Annotated in this window: 19 protein-coding genes; 2 read left to right on the top strand and 17 right to left on the bottom strand. The window is 62.4% G+C overall.

The annotated features are described in order from the left end of the window. Positions 1-828, top strand: an 828-nt coding sequence (locus H0W47_RS10715; protein WP_296924113.1) for an ABC transporter ATP-binding protein, incomplete at its 5' end; no start/stop codon positions are given. Between the two features lie 28 nt (positions 829-856). On the opposite strand, the gene H0W47_RS10710 is transcribed toward H0W47_RS10715, so the two are convergent. Both H0W47_RS10710 and H0W47_RS10705 read right to left on the bottom strand, forming a co-directional pair. Beyond that, on the bottom strand, positions 857-2,431 hold the full coding sequence (locus H0W47_RS10710; protein WP_296924111.1) for an alkaline phosphatase D family protein: 1,575 nt from the start codon (positions 2,429-2,431) through the stop codon (positions 857-859). Beyond that, positions 2,428-5,208 carry a 7TM diverse intracellular signaling domain-containing protein gene (locus tag H0W47_RS10705; RefSeq protein WP_296924102.1) on the bottom strand — a complete coding sequence of 927 codons (2,781 nt, stop codon included), beginning with the start codon at positions 5,206-5,208 and terminating at the stop codon, positions 2,428-2,430. The genes H0W47_RS10710 and H0W47_RS10705 overlap by 4 nt, the downstream gene beginning before the upstream one ends. A 136-nt stretch (positions 5,209-5,344) precedes the next feature. Here H0W47_RS10705 and H0W47_RS10700 point away from each other — a divergent pair, with 136 nt between their 5' ends. Then, the gene (locus H0W47_RS10700) at positions 5,345-5,689 is read left to right on the top strand and encodes a cupin domain-containing protein (RefSeq protein WP_296924101.1); all 345 of its coding nucleotides are present in this window, start codon (positions 5,345-5,347) and stop codon (positions 5,687-5,689) included. 125 nt (positions 5,690-5,814) lie between these two features. On the opposite strand, the gene H0W47_RS10695 is transcribed toward H0W47_RS10700, so the two are convergent. The 15 genes from H0W47_RS10695 to H0W47_RS10625 all read right to left on the bottom strand — a co-directional run bounded on the left by H0W47_RS10695 (position 5,815) and on the right by H0W47_RS10625 (position 13,569). Continuing rightward, positions 5,815-6,210 (bottom strand): response regulator, encoded by a 396-nt coding sequence (locus H0W47_RS10695; protein WP_296924100.1) that lies wholly within the window; start codon positions 6,208-6,210, stop codon positions 5,815-5,817. 56 nt (positions 6,211-6,266) lie between these two features. After that, positions 6,267-6,470 (bottom strand): hypothetical protein, encoded by a 204-nt coding sequence (locus H0W47_RS10690; protein ID WP_296924099.1) that lies wholly within the window; start codon positions 6,468-6,470, stop codon positions 6,267-6,269. 207 nt (positions 6,471-6,677) lie between these two features. Next, positions 6,678-6,884 (bottom strand): hypothetical protein, encoded by a 207-nt coding sequence (locus H0W47_RS10685; RefSeq protein ID WP_296924098.1) that lies wholly within the window; start codon positions 6,882-6,884, stop codon positions 6,678-6,680. 5 nt (positions 6,885-6,889) lie between these two features. Further along, complete coding sequence (locus tag H0W47_RS10680) at positions 6,890-7,039, bottom strand: hypothetical protein (RefSeq protein ID WP_296924097.1); 150 nt, start codon at positions 7,037-7,039, stop codon at positions 6,890-6,892. Positions 7,040-7,041: 2 nt separating this feature from the next. Then, positions 7,042-7,221, bottom strand: a complete 180-nt coding sequence (locus H0W47_RS10675) for a hypothetical protein (protein WP_296924096.1) — start codon at positions 7,219-7,221, stop codon at positions 7,042-7,044. 233 nt (positions 7,222-7,454) lie between these two features. Next, the gene (locus H0W47_RS10670; RefSeq protein ID WP_296924150.1) at positions 7,455-8,051 is read right to left on the bottom strand and encodes a CDP-alcohol phosphatidyltransferase family protein; all 597 of its coding nucleotides are present in this window, start codon (positions 8,049-8,051) and stop codon (positions 7,455-7,457) included. 58 nt (positions 8,052-8,109) lie between these two features. Next, the gene (locus H0W47_RS10665) at positions 8,110-8,601 is read right to left on the bottom strand and encodes a hypothetical protein (protein WP_296924095.1); all 492 of its coding nucleotides are present in this window, start codon (positions 8,599-8,601) and stop codon (positions 8,110-8,112) included. Between the two features lie 141 nt (positions 8,602-8,742). Further along, positions 8,743-9,534, bottom strand: coding sequence for a DUF2726 domain-containing protein (locus H0W47_RS10660; protein ID WP_296924094.1), 792 nt, complete (start codon positions 9,532-9,534; stop codon positions 8,743-8,745). Between the two features lie 119 nt (positions 9,535-9,653). Beyond that, positions 9,654-10,304 carry an FHA domain-containing protein gene (locus H0W47_RS10655; RefSeq protein WP_296924093.1) on the bottom strand — a complete coding sequence of 217 codons (651 nt, stop codon included), beginning with the start codon at positions 10,302-10,304 and terminating at the stop codon, positions 9,654-9,656. A 145-nt stretch (positions 10,305-10,449) separates the two neighbouring features. After that, a complete protein-coding gene (locus H0W47_RS10650; RefSeq protein WP_296924092.1) occupies positions 10,450-10,812 on the bottom strand; it encodes a translation initiation factor Sui1 in 363 nt (120 codons plus the stop codon). A gap of 133 nt (positions 10,813-10,945) precedes the next feature. Continuing rightward, positions 10,946-11,221, bottom strand: a complete 276-nt coding sequence (locus tag H0W47_RS10645) for a hemerythrin domain-containing protein (protein ID WP_296924091.1) — start codon at positions 11,219-11,221, stop codon at positions 10,946-10,948. Next, the gene (locus H0W47_RS10640) at positions 11,206-11,496 is read right to left on the bottom strand and encodes a hypothetical protein (RefSeq protein WP_296924088.1); all 291 of its coding nucleotides are present in this window, start codon (positions 11,494-11,496) and stop codon (positions 11,206-11,208) included. Before H0W47_RS10640 ends, H0W47_RS10645 begins: the two co-directional genes overlap by 16 nt. 323 nt (positions 11,497-11,819) lie before the next feature. Beyond that, on the bottom strand, positions 11,820-12,464 hold the full coding sequence (locus H0W47_RS10635; RefSeq protein WP_296924087.1) for a glutathione S-transferase: 645 nt from the start codon (positions 12,462-12,464) through the stop codon (positions 11,820-11,822). A gap of 99 nt (positions 12,465-12,563) precedes the next feature. Beyond that, positions 12,564-12,881, bottom strand: a complete 318-nt coding sequence (locus H0W47_RS10630) for a PilZ domain-containing protein (RefSeq protein ID WP_296924084.1) — start codon at positions 12,879-12,881, stop codon at positions 12,564-12,566. Positions 12,882-13,155: 274 nt separating this feature from the next. Continuing rightward, positions 13,156-13,569 carry a VOC family protein gene (locus H0W47_RS10625; RefSeq protein ID WP_296924082.1) on the bottom strand — a complete coding sequence of 138 codons (414 nt, stop codon included), beginning with the start codon at positions 13,567-13,569 and terminating at the stop codon, positions 13,156-13,158. Positions 13,570-13,754 lie beyond the last annotated feature (185 nt).

The following is a 13,754-nucleotide window of genomic DNA, read 5'->3' as shown; positions in this document are numbered from 1 at the left end:
ATCGTCGACGCCTCGGGTGCGCGCACACTGGACGTGCCGCGCGGCGAAATCCGCTTCGAGGATGTCGGCTTCAGCTACAGCCCCGCCGGCGCACGCGTGATCGACGGTTTGACGCTGACCGTGCGGCCGGGTGAAAAGATCGGCCTGATCGGCCGCTCTGGCGCCGGTAAATCCACCCTGGTGAACCTGCTGCTGCGTTTTCATGACCTCAGCAGCGGACGCATCCTGATCGATGGTCAGGACATCTCGAGGGTGACGCAGGACAGCTTGCGCAGCCATATCGGCATGGTCACACAGGACACCTCGCTGCTGCACCGCTCGGTGCGCGACAACATTGCTTACAGCCGGCCGGGGGCGACAGACGAGGACGTGCGCCGGGCTGCTGGCCGCGCCGAAGCCGACGGCTTTATCGCTCACCTGAGCGACCCGCATAGTCGCTCCGGATACGACGCCCATGTCGGCGAGCGCGGCGTCAAGCTTTCGGGCGGGCAACGCCAGCGCATTGCGATTGCGCGTGTGATGCTCAAGGATGCGCCCATCCTGCTGCTCGACGAGGCCACCAGCGCACTCGACTCAGAGGTCGAGGTCGCGATCCAGGGCAGCCTGGACTCGCTGATGCAGGGTAAGACCGTGATTGCGATCGCGCACCGCCTGTCAACCATCGCCGCGATGGACCGCCTGATCGTTCTGGATCAAGGCCGCATTGTGGAAGAAGGCGACCACCGCAGCCTGCTGGCCAGCGGCGGCCTGTATGCGCGGCTGTGGGCGCACCAGAGCGGGGGTTTTCTCAGTGACAACCTCAAGGAAGAAGTGCTGTCCGGCGCGTGAATTCAGTCTCTGGAACCGCGCATACCGTTCAGCGCCTCTCGATCACCGGTCGGCCAGCCTCCACGGAAAACTGCGCCAGGGTTTCGATGCCGCTATCCTGCTGCGTAACATCACTGACCACGCGCAGCGTGGTCGTCAGCCGCTGCGGGGTGAACTCGGCCACGCCGTAACCCCGGCGCTCCGAATCGGCGAACAGGAAATGCGGGTTTTCCGCCAGCACCTCCGGGATCCTTGCATTGCCTGCAGAGCGCGAGGTGATGCTGGTGCCACAAAATTCCACTCCGACCGCTGCGCTGGCAGTATCCGCGTAATCAGCTCTGACATGGCCGACCCAGTTTTCATGCACGTCGCCCCCCAGCAGCACAGGATTCGCCACCTGGTGTTTTTGCAGCGCGTCTGTCAGCCGGGTGCGTGCCGGTGCATAGCCGTCCCACCCGTCATTCCAAAACACTTGCCCCGGACCCCGCTTGAAGTCGCGCCGACCGAACAGCGACTGCTGGCCCAGCACGTTCCAGTGGCTTTCGCGACTGGCAGCGCGCGCCAGTTCTGCATCGAGCCAGCCCTCCTGCTGGCGGCCCAGCATGCTGCGGGCCGGGTCATCCCACGCGGGGCAGGTGGCAGGGTCCAGCGTGCTCGAACCGGCCTTTCCGTCGCGCGTGCAGACCTGTGCATCTTTGTACTGCCGCGCATCCAGCATGCCCAGCGATGCCAGCCGGCCGTACGGCTGTCGGCTGTAAAGGCGCATGTCAGCGCCTGCGGCCAGGCCGGCCATGGCACGCGTGAGCACCGATACGGGCAGCGGCATGTGCTCATAAAACGCCTGGTAGCCTGCAGCGCGCCTGACGGCAAAATTTTCCACGGGCGGACCGCTGTTGCCCTGCGTCAGACCGGCGTAGTCGTTTTGCACCTCATGGTCGTCCCAGGTAACCAGCCACGGACAGGCAGCGTGCATCGCCTGCAGGTCCGCATCGCTGCGGTGCAGCGCATAACGCTGGCGGTAATCGTCCAGCGTGACTACCCATCCGCCGGTAGGCGCACGCACGGCGTTCGCGGCATTCGGATATTCGTAGATGTAGTCGCCGAGAAACATCACAAGATCCAGGTTTTCATCCCGCATGTGACGCCACGCGCTGTAGTAACCGTGCTCCCAGCGCTGGCACGAGGCATACGCCAGCCGCAGCCGCGCCACCGCTGCGCCGGGCGCAGGAAAGGTACGCGTGCGGCCCACAGCGCTGACGGCATCACCAGCCACGAAGCGGTAAAAGTACCAGCGGTCCGCTTCCAGCCCCTGCACTTCGGCATGCACCGAATGCGCCAGACCCGGCAACGCCAGGGACTGGCCTGCCTGCACCACACGCGAAAACTTCTCATCGTGCGCCACTTCCCAGCGCACGGCAATCGGCCCCTGCCCTGCAGGCACCAGCAACCGTGTCCATAGAACCACCGACGACGGCGTTGGCGAACCGCTGGCCACGCCGAGCCCGAAGGGGTTGCTGTCGGCACGCAGCGCGGCCCACGCGCGCGCCGGCAAAACCAGGGCGGCGCTGCCGGCCACTGCCCACCGAAGGACCTGACGACGGCCAGCTGGTGCAGGCAGCGTCATGCGCCGGCCTGCGCGTCTGCGGGGACCGGCAAACGCACCGTGAAGCAGGTGCCCGCGCCAGCCTGGCTGCTGACCGACACGCTCCCGCCGTGCATATTCACCGCATTTTTCACGATGGCCAGACCCAGGCCGGTGCCCGGGATGCTGCCGACGTTGCTGGCACGGTGAAAGGATTCGAAGAGGTGGGAAAGTTCGTCTGCGGGTATGCCAATGCCCTGATCCGACACCTCGAAAACCATGCCCTGTTTGTCCGCGGACACCCTGAACAGGACGTGACCGCCCCCCGGTGAATATTTGAGTGCGTTGGACAGCAGATTGCTGAAAATGTGTCTGAGCAGTTTTTCGTCATACAGCCCCGGTTCGACCCCCGCCGCATAGTCCAGCTGCAGTTCGCACTGGCTGCCGGGCTGCAGCAGCCGCGCCTCGACGATCAGTTGATGGCACAGCGCCTGCAGATCAAGTGGCCGCGGCTTGAACTCCAGCATCTGCGCCTCGGCCTTTCCGATCAGCAACACCCGATCCAACATGCGCATCATGCGCTGCACGCTGTCGGCAATGCTGTCCAACGTGTCGGATTTTTCCTGTGCCGGCAGGCGATCACCATAATGCTTGAGGATCTCGCCGGATGACAGGATGGTGGCCAGCGGCGTACGGAACTCATGGCTGGTCATAGCCACAAAGCGGCTGCGCAGCTCATTGAGCTCTCGTTGTTGCGCCAGTGCCTCGCGTGTGTCCTCTTCGGATTTTTTGCGCTCGGTGATATCCAGAAACGTCCAGATCACCCCCGCCTCCGGGTGCTCCGGGCGCAGGCAATTGCCGCCCATCTGCACCCAGAACAACTCACCGTTGCGCCGCCGCAACTGCAACTCACAGGCGTGGGTGCCCGAGGCGCGCAAAGCTTGCGCGGCGACTTGCCCAAAAGAGGCCCAGGCAGCGCTGTCGATATGGAGCCGTTCGGATGAGTGGCCGATCAACGCATCGCGTGGATAGCCGACCATCTCGGCAAACTTCTCGTTTACCCACTCATGCTTGCGCGCCACGGACAGCACGATACCCACCAGCGCGCTGTTGAGAATCGCTTCGCGCTCGGACGACGTGCGCAGCAGTTCGGCCTCCAGCTCCTTGCGCCGCGTGATGTCCATCATCACCCAGACCGTCCCCTGACTCAGGTCACGCGGGCTCACCGCCTTGCCCGACAAGGAAATCCAGATGCGCGCACCGTCGTACTGAAGCATCTGGATCTCGGTCTGGTACGCGCGCCCCTCGCGGATGCAGGCGGCCACCTCGCCGCCCACGCGCAGGTACTCCTCGCGCGACAGATAAAACGGTTCCATCGAGGTATGTATCTGATCGCCGACACCCAGAATATCCCGCATCGCTTGGTTGGCCCAGCGAAAACGTCCCTCAGCCGTCAGAAAGGCGATGCCAACAATGGAGTTGGCCAGAATGGTTTCACGTTCCTGCAGCACGGTGCGGTAGCGCTCCTGCGACTGGCTCAACGCCTCAACCATGGCGTGCTCCGCCTGCGTAGCGGCTTGGGCCTGCTCTTTCTCGGCCTGCACCACATTGATGCGGTCTGCCAGAGCAAAGGACAGCAGCAGCATTTCAAGCGCGGACCCAATCAGCAAGGCATTGGCTGTCAGCAGGTTGGACGGTAACACGCCGGTGTTGTGCAGGACCAGCGTTGTGACCCCCAGCAGCAGAACCGCCCAGGCGATCAGAAAATAGCGCGCACCGGGATGCTTGTCGCGCACGCTGAACACGCCGGCCAACACCACGGTGGCAACACTGACAACGGCCAGCACCGTCACCATCCAGGACGAGACTGTGTACGGCAAGGTAAGCGCCGCCAGCAGAGCCATCAGCCAGCCACCCACCAGCACCAGCATCAGGCGGTTCATGCGCGGCATGCGGGTGGGCGCTGCCAGGAAGTTACAAGCGAACAACAGGCCGAAGGCCGCGGCAACCGCCATACCGACGGGCGGCGAGACACTGTTCCACCAGACCTGGTCCGGCCACAGGAACTGCGCCCCCAGTCCGGTCAGCGCTACCTGCGCCACCGCCATGCCGGCAACAAAACCAACGTAAATCAGATAGGCGCGGTCCCGCACCGAGCCATAAAGCAGCAGGTTGTAAAGCAGCAGACCGATGAGCAGGCCGAAATAAAGGCTCAGCAGCGCGTATTCAGCCTGGTCGTGCGCCCAGAGCGCCGACGCCTGCCACAGGCGCACCGGCGCCGACAGCGTGCCCTGGGACTGCACACGCAGGTAAATCACATGGGCCTGACCGGCTTGCAGCGTCACCGGCATCACGTGGTTGCGATGCGGAACGGCCCGGTTTGCAAAGGGCTCCAGATCACCGCCGCGCTGCTGCGTGTAGCCGCCCCCGGCAGCAGGCTGGTACAGCTCCACCTGGTCGAGCGCCGGGTAAGCGACTTCGAGCAGCCAGGGTGCGGGTGTGTCCGGCTGCGCTTGCAGCCTGATGCGCAGCCAGAAGGCGGAACGCGTCAAGCCGAAGTTGGTCGCCGAACCACTTTGCACCACGGGCCGGAACTGCGCTTGCAGGGCTGGCTTCAACACCTCGTCGAGTGTCAGCGCTGCGCCCGGATCTTCCAGCACCATGAAGGCGCGCGACAAGCTATAACTGCCCGCATTGCCGATGTCCAAAGCCCCAACCTGGGCACGGGCGACTTGCGGCGCGACTACCAGCACTGCCAGCAACAAGGCCGCCACGCAGCCGGCCAGGCTGGTTCGGAAATGGCGCGCGAGCTTGATCATATAGAGGGTGTGCTGACGTGAACCCGGAGTAGTGCAGGCCATTATCCACGCGCCTTGGCGCCTGCCGCGTGTGGCTGACTGGACAAACTGCGCCTGCAAGGCTAAGGTGCCCCCATTACGCCTGTCGGAGATTCACATGGCCCTTACTCACGCCCAGCCGCTTGACGTGATCAGCATTCGTCCCCTGGCAGCCCGGATCCCGGAGACCAAGACCCACAGCCTGCTCAAGACCGACCAGATGCAACTGATGCGTCTGGTGCTGGTCGCCGGCCAGACTGTGCCCGAGCATCAGGTAGCCGGCGAGATAACGCTGCTTTGTCTGGAAGGTCGCGTGTTGGTGAACACACCCGGCAGGCAGTGCCGCCTGGGGGAAGGTGATCTTGTGGTGCTCCCAGCGCATGAACCGCATGCGCTTGAAGCACAAACCGACAGTTCGCTCCTTGCCACGCTGCTGCGGCACCACGATACCCAAGCAGTGTGAATCGGTTACTTTGCTATTGATTTGATAGCATTTTGCGCCTGCAGGGTGTGGGCCGCAGTCGAGTGTGAATAGGTACTTGAAGGCTGTGCATCTCTGCGCCCAGCGGGCAACCGAAAGTCATGTGCTCAGTGCTGAGTCGACATCACTTCCCTGGCGGTTTCGGCGACGCAGTAGTCAAAAAACTCGTCCAGCTGGTTGGATTTGTCAAACACCGCATCCGCTCCCAACTCCATGGCACGGCGGCGCACATCGTCGGTGGCGTAATTGGTCAGCACAACCACTTTCTGATACGGCTCGCGTTGGCGGCAGCCAGCCAGCACGCCCAGCCCGCTTCCCTCCTGCAGGAACAGGTCGACCACAGCGAGTTGCCAATGTCCGTCATTGATCAGCAGCCAGCGGGTGGCGTCCATTTCGGTGGCCGCGTGACCGACCACCTTGACCGACGCAATTTCCTCCAGCGTTTCGATCAGGTTGTCGAGGATCGTCTGGTTGTCTTCGACGAGGTAGGTAATCAGTGCCACGGGTTGTCCAGTCTTTTTGTAAATAATTGGCCCGCACTTGCTACACGGGCACTCGGTCAGTTCATCAACGTCACGTGCTGTTTCATGTGTGTGGCCTTCAGGCGTGCGTGCGCCGCATCAAGAGCAGCAAATGCCGCATTGATTGCCGCAAGGTTGCGCACTGATGCGCGAAGCAACATCTCGTAGGTGGCGCGCAGGAAGTCGTGGTCCGCCAGCGCAACGGTGGGTCGCATTGCCAATGTAATCACTTGTGGCTGCATGAACGCTCCTGATGGACCTTGAACTCCAGCCAAGAAGCCAGCACAACAAAAGCCTTGACTCATTGTCATGGTGCAACCACCCCGGTGCCATAGGCAAACTGAACGTCGGAGTGTGGGAGTTCACCTACCACCTAACGGTGCAGCAGCTGACGGGTGATACACGAGGGCTCACCAAAGCGGCACGCAGGCAGGTGCAGAAGGTGTCGGTTAAAGCGGTCGCAGTTGTGTGGGCGCGTCGTGATCGCCCATGGCCTGCTTGAAACGGATGTGTGCTTGGTCCATGGCCACCATGGCGGCATTGACGGCGTGGTCGTCGGGCGGGCTCATGCTCAGGAATTTCATATAGTCGGCTCTGGCCTCGTCATAGTCTGCCAGTGCCTGCTGGGCTGCGGAGAGTGTGTCGGGCAAGGTCATGACCGTCAGATGACTGGCTGGACGACACCGGGGTCTTCGGGATGCGGGAGCGGCGGCACTGGCCCCAAGTCAGGCTCGACCGGAAGCTCAGCCGGCCCGCCCTCGGGCTCGTCACCGTAGGGTGGTGTGTGCTGGGTGGCGTTCAGTGACGGCATGATCATGCCACCGCCATCAGCAGATCCAGCGGAATACCGGCACCCACCACCGCAGCCACTGCGCCCACACTGGCAGACACTGCCGATACATATGCCAGTAGCGCGACGACCCATGGCCGTGCATCGGGCTCGGCCACCAGCGCTGGACGGCCGGACGATGAAGGAGGTTTTTGCGTACTCATGGGGGATGGCAATGGAGTGAAATGGAATGGAATGGAAAAAGTACATTCATTTTGCGCTGCCAGACTGGGGCGGCCCATAGGCCGACATGTGCTAACCCTGTCGGCGTGCGCCGACAGGTCCCCCAGCGTCCGACGGTGTCATTGCTCCTGTTTTTATAGCATGATGCGCCCGCAGGACGTGGGCTGGAGTCGAATTTTAGGCCCCGTGCAAACCGTTCGCGTTGTTCGGCAGCCTACAGCTTGGGAATGCGCAAGGTCTTGCTAAGCATCAGCGTGCCAGACAAAACAAACAAAAGCGATAGCGGATGCAGACCCCACGGGCCGAGCTGCCACACGCCGCCATACAACTGGTCTCCCAGCCGCCCTTGCCAGGCCGCAAAGGCCAGCACCGCCGTCAACAGAACGCTGGTGGGTATCGGCGTGCCTTCGAAATACGGCACCTTGGCCGCGCCCTCCGACAGGGTCTCGGCGGTTACGTTGTAGCGTGCCAAGCGGCTCACGCCACAGCAGACAAAATAAATCAGCGCAACCCAGTCCCAGCCACCGCGCATGCCAGCCGCAAAAGCCAGTGCTGCCGGCGCCAGCCCGAAAGAGATGATATCGGCCAGTGAGTCCAACTCGCGGCCCAGGGCCGAGTGCTGGTTGCGCCAGCGTGCCACTTTCCCGTCAAACACATCAAAAATGAAGGCGACAGGCGCCATCGCCGCTGCCAGGTAGAAGAAGCGCGTATCGCCCTCCACCGCGAACAGCATGGCCAAAAACACGCCGGCTACCCCGCAAGCCGCATTGCACAAGGTCAGAAAGTCGGCCAGGTGAAAATCCCGGACCATTGAGAAATGGCGTGGGCGATCGGTCACTGGCGCTTTCTGGGATGGACGGAACACAGGCTCATTTGGCAGGGACGATCAGCACAGGCGCATTGGTCGTGGGCTCGATACGCACAGAAGTCGCGCCCGGTGGCACCACCACGGTTTCGACCTCGCGGATCACGCCGCCGCCGGCGACGCTGCCCTGCGTGTTGCCATAACCCATGACACGCGCCTCACAGGCTACGCGGTCCTCGCCGGTCAGCACTTCGCAGCGCTGGCGCGCGTTGGCGTCAAACTGGGCGCCGGAATTGTCCAGTTTGCCGCTGCGTTTTTCAGCGGCTGCATTGTTGACCTCGCGCAGGCAGGTGGCCTGGTCCTGCTGCGTGCGGTCGGTCATGCAGGCCTGCCGTTCCTTTTGGGCATTGCCCGACGCATCGATGCCGGTGGTTCCGGTAGCGGTGATCGGCACCTGCGCAACCGCGGCGCCGGCGGCCATCAACAACGATAAGCCCATGGCTGCCAGCAGGCGGGTGATGGTGGTTCTGGATGCAGACTGAAAAGAGGGGGACATGCTCAAGCTCCTTGGCTTATGAAGATGCTTGAGTCTGGAACACGGGCAAGCATTCAACTGAGGGGATTCATCGCCGACAAACGGGGTCTGCCACCCGTGCACCTGTAGGACAGGTCTTTCAGCCGAAAACCGCTATGCAGCTCAGGACAGCTTGGCCGGCCGGCTTTCGCTGGGCATCGTGAAGGAGTCTTCCCACTGCACTGCAAAACGGTCTGGTTTTTCTTTGGTCATGGAGCCTGTGCCGTCGGGATTGAAGCCCACATCGGCCTTTTTTTCGCGCGCCTCTGTAGTCGTTGCCTGCTTGTCCTTGAGTTCCTGGATCGCCACAGCCTTGGCCGCACGGACTTTTTCACTGGTGAACTCGTTGAGCGCTGCATGGAAGCTGCTGTCACCGCCGCGGGTTTCCTCGGCTTCCCGCTCGACGAACTCCGGCTCACCGAGGAAGGCGGTGCGCATGGCGCCGGTCGACGGCAGGCTGTTGCTGCGCACGGTGGTGTAGCCAATACCGCACTCCATCAGCAGACTTTCCTTCATGTCGCGCTGGGCCCTGGTTAGGCCGCGCTTGCCGGGCACATCTACACAACCGACAACCTTGCCATCGAGCGTGCTGACCGTGAAGCTGCAGTAAACGCCATTCAGCAAATCGTGCCAGTGCGGGGCCTTGTTCTCCGGCTTGTCGCGGGTGCTGGGAACCGTGAAACGCATGACCGGCACCTTGACCATCACGGCGTGGTCTGGAAACGCCATGCGCAACCATTTCCAGACGTCCATTTCTTCAGTGGTCACCAGGCCCCTGGCGTTGAGCAACCAGCGGGCGGGCAGGCGCAGCTTGCGATCAGCATGGCGCTGCACCCAGAGCCTGTGCAGCAGCGCACCCAGCCCCGTGCCAACAAGCAGCCCCACAGCAACCAACAGCCATGTCAATGCGTTCACGTGTTCTCCTCCAAGGCATGTATCCGCCTGGAGCAGCATAAGTCACAAACGCCCCGGCGGCAAAAAATGAGGCCTGGATGGCTTGCCAACAGATGCGGCGCCGCAACAACCAGTGCGCCTCAGCCTGATTCGCCGTCCCTCAGCAGAAACTGCATGCTGGTTCCGGCCAGCTCAAGCACGTCGTTGTGCCGCAGCGGGGCGGCCTCACCACTCACGACGGTGCCATTCAGTAACGGGGCAATCGGGCCTGTCAGGTGGGCGACGTAATAACCGTAACGCCGATGCGACACCGCAACCACGCTGACTTCGGGATTGCCAAAGGTGCTCACCGCCTTGACCACCGGCACCTCCAGCCCGGCCGACGATCCGGAGAGAACCTTGAAACTCGCATGCAGCGAAGCCTGGGCAGACAAGTCCTCTGCCGGGTTGTGGACGTCCAGCTTCATCTCTGCAGTTTGGTGATAGCCTGATTCGCCCGAAGCGGCGAGGTACTGGACCTTGAAGTTGCCGATGGCGATGGCATCGTTGTCCTGCAACTGCTCGCGCGACTTGATCATGTGGCCGTTGAGGTAGGTTCCGTTGGTGCTACCCAAGTCCTCGACATACACGTCGGCCAGCCCGTGCAGCTCGAACACGCAATGCTCGCCGCTGACCAGCGGGTTGTTCAGCACGATGTCGTTGTAGGGCCTGCGGCCCAGCGTGGTGCGGTCCTTGCGCAGGTGAACATGCTTGATCTCAACGCCCTCGACCGATGCAATGAGTTGCGGCATAACAGCTCCCACAGTTCAGCACCGGCGCCCGTCGCACGGTGGTTCTCCCATGGTATGCCGCAGCCCGTGCCGAAACAAGGGGTGGGCCGCCTGAGACGCAACAGACTGTGACCAGTCGTCGCTGATCTTCAGGCGTCATCCGCCCTCACCCGCCAACCTGCTTGACGGCAAAGCCCTGCTTCTTCAGCAGTTCGAGCAGCTTGGCGAGGTGCTCGCCCTGGACCTCGATCACACCATCCTTGACGGTGCCGCCCGAGCCGCAGGCCGCCTTGAGGTGCTTGCCCAGTTGTACCAGCGCCGATTCGGCCAGCGGCACGCCCTTGACCAAGGTCACGCACTTGCCGCCGCGTCCCTTGGTTTCGCGCGAGACCCGCACGATGCCATCGGTCGCCGGCGCGGCTTTGACCTGGCGACAGGCACAACGCGTCTGCGGCTGGCGGCAGGACGGGCACATGCGACCGGCGTCTGTCGAATAAACCAGTCCGCCGGAGCCCGAATGACTTTTCATGGAATTCACCGATGTGAGGAAATTTCCCCGGAGCCAATCGCTCCGAGCCCTGTCGGCTATCGTACAGCGACGCAGGCAGGAGCGCCCGGCACCGCCGCGCTGCAGGGCACTCGGGGCGTAGACCGCGCGGGACTCAGATGTAGCCGACGGACGGCGGGGCGCGCCGCAAGTGAAGCGACAGGCCCAGGGCCTGCATGTGATTCCCATCGCGGCCAAGAATGGTTTCGGCCAGGGGCAGGAAATACTCCTCCTCGAAGCGGGCGTGCGACGAGTAGGCGTGAACCAGGTTCTCCACGGCATCCAGATCGAGATCGACCGACTGGGACTTGGCCACGGCCTTGACAACAGACTCCAGCTTTTTCCACATCGCCTCGATCTGGCGGTGCTCTGCGGTCAGGCGTTGCACCATGGCTGGACTTCCTCGGCCTCCGGGCCCCGGCGCGCACTGCGCAGCACGGCGGGAAACAACTCGCCCTCCTCGTCTACATGGTGCTCTAACACCGCGTGCCGAAACAGGGACAGCGTGTTCCTGGCAATGGTTCGCGCCTGGGCCGCAGCCACCTGGAGCGCGGGCAATTCCTCGAAGGCCTGAAGCTTGGACAGAATGCCAAGGTAGCGGCGGGAAAAACCGGTCAGCGGCTCGCTGGAATGACCCGGGTCGTGCGCGACAGGATGGGTTGTCATGCTGCCAAATATAGGGGCGCATAGGGGCGCATAGGGGCGCACCAGCGCCCGCATTGATGCACATCAATACATCGGCGACCACCAGCGCCCAAGCCGCTGGACGGCAGGTGAGGCGCCGAAGATGGGGCGTGAAAACGGGCTTTAGTCCATAACCGGCCTGCACAAGCCGCTATTTTTTTTATAGCGCTCCAGTGCCGTGTTGCCCTGCCGCCCTGCCGCCTGCCGGGTGGGAAGCGACGGCAATGCCGCCGCGAGGCTTGCAGGTCGCCCGGCTGGCATCGGAGCCTGTGACTTTTTGGCGCCAGACAGCCCCGCCGACGGGCTCAGGCTTTGGTCTGGGCCGCCTTGCGGTCGGCTACCACCTTCTGCGCTGACGGACGCTCGCCAATGAACTTGACGTAGGCCTTGTAGTCCACCCCGCCGGACAGCAGCAGGTCTTCACCAAAGGCTGCCTTGCTGGCCATGCCGACCAGCGGGAGGCTCGCAAAAGCCGCGCAGTCGGCCTGGGTCAAACTGTCACCGGCCACATAGGGAGAGAACTTCGCCAGTTTTTTGAAGGCGGCGATGTTGGTCTCCAACTGCTTGCGGATGCGGGCCAGGTTGCCCTCGCTGAGCGGCGCAGCGCCAAAAAAGGTGGACGCGTACAACTGGCGCGCCACAATCTCCAGGTGCCAATCGATAAAGGTCGTGAGTTCGCGCACCTTGGCTGCCTCAAAAGCATCTGCCGGCATCAGCGCTGGCTGCGGCGTGGTCGCCTCGATGTAGTCCAGGATGGCTTGGCTCTCGCACAGGCCGCCACGCTCTGTGCGGATAAACGGAATCTTGCCCAGTGGCGAGGCGCGGAGGATGGCTTCGTCGGTACTGTGGGTGGCAGCGACCTCTTCGGTGAAGTGCACGCCTTTTTCAAGCAGCGCGAGCTTGACCTTGTTGTAGTAGTTGGAAATCGGGGAGCCGCAAAGGGTAAGCATGGGGAAGAGTCTCCTGGGGTGGGTGGCACCCAGTTTATGTCGGCCCGCCGGGAGTTCTTGCAACCCGCGTGACAGCCTGGCCCGGCTTGTCGCCCGCGACTACGACTCGGCAAACAGCGGCGTCACCAGCCGCACGGCAACGTTGAAACCCTCGCCTACGGGCGTGACCCGTACCACCTCGGCCTCGCAAGTCAGTTGGCGGGTGCGCTTGGCGCCCGGAAACTCCAGCACCATCTCAATAACCTGTCCCGGCACATAGCTGGTGTCTGACGCGAAATACAGGCCCGTGGCGCTGATGTCATGAGTTGCGCCCTCACCCCCCTCGACAGTCACGCGCACGGCCAGGCCAAAACGCTGCGCTGCCCGCTGGTCCTGCAAAACAGCCTTCTTTTCGCCCTGAGTGGATGAGATGTTCATGTCTGTCGCCTTGCAAATGTCCTGGAACGGACGCAGTACAAACCTTAAGGCCGGGTCACGCGCAGGCTGTAGGCATGCAAACAAGCCGCGTGTCGGACACGGGCTATCAGCACTGTCTGCAGGTTTTGGTTTTTCCAACTGTCGCTCATGTACGTGGGCATGTCTACGCGGTGCGGGAAAACGGAATCTGCCTGCGGTCCTTGACGCAAGGCTTAACCGCCATTCGGCAGCCTGCCACTCCAGGCGAACCTGGAAGCGATATGCCGTATCTTGCTCACTCGGGCAGATGGCTAACGGCTTCAACGTTGTTTCCCTCTGGGTCAATGACAAATGCGCCGTAATAGTTCGCGTGGTAGTCCGGTCGCAAACCGGGAGCGCCATTGTCTCTTGCCCCAGCGGCGATGGCAGCCTTGTAAAAGGCATCCACCTGAGCGCGATTTTTTGCCCGCCATGCAAGATGGCAGCCCGAAGTTGCTGGGGGGCCGCCGTATGGGGAGGGGCCATCGATGAACCAGACATCGGCCTTTTTCCCATCAGGCTCGGATGAGTCCGGGTAGGCAAACCCCAAGATGTTCGCGCCGAAGTTGCCCTCGAAGCACACGCTGTAGCCCAGCGGTTCAAGGACAGCGCTGTAAAAAGTTTTGGTGCGCGAAATATCGGTCACGCGAAAAGTCATGTGGTCGAGCATGCAGGTGTCCTCCGGAGTTGATCGACGGGAATTCGTCGAGTCATGAACTGTATATCTATAAGGGGTATCCGCTTAGCTCCAGCGGACTTAGATATACTGGATGAATACCCAGCTATTATGCCCATTTCCGCTCAAGACTATCCGCGCACCTGGAGTGAATTCCTTGACTGGTTTTCCTCCGAGGA

Source organism: Polaromonas sp. (assembly GCF_013817205.1).
Taxonomy (GTDB): domain Bacteria; phylum Pseudomonadota; class Gammaproteobacteria; order Burkholderiales; family Burkholderiaceae_C; genus Polaromonas.
This window is presented reverse-complemented; position numbering and strand designations above follow the sequence as displayed.